Here is a 274-nt window from a genome sequence, read left to right as displayed (position 1 = left end):
ACCCTCACCTCTGTTTTCTGGTAGCGCTATCACAACCTTATTCCAGTTATTATTAGGGGTGAAAACAAAATCAACAGGCTCAGGGATCAGCGATAAACTTCAGGCCCACCTTGCGCAGTTGCAACAACGGACCTTGAGTAAACTCAGTGCTAATTCAGGTCTGTTAGCCGCATTAGATAAGTTAGGAGGGGCAGACTCTTTGGCACAATTGGCTAACAGTATTGCGCTGTACCAACATGCAAGCACCGATCCCAATCAAGCCATGACTTGGTAC

General features: G+C 46.7%; 1 protein-coding gene. It reads left to right on the top strand.

What is annotated here, in order from left to right; translation table 11 throughout:
• Window positions 1-274, top strand: a 274-nt coding sequence (locus AAEY88_RS13575) for a hypothetical protein (protein ID WP_350563235.1), incomplete at both ends; no start/stop codon positions are given.

Origin of the sequence: Psychrobacter sp. CAL346-MNA-CIBAN-0220, assembly GCF_040309805.1 — a bacterium.
GTDB lineage: Bacteria > Pseudomonadota > Gammaproteobacteria > Pseudomonadales > Moraxellaceae > Psychrobacter.
Note: the sequence above shows the minus strand (reverse complement) of the source record. Positions and strands in the feature narration are given on the sequence as shown.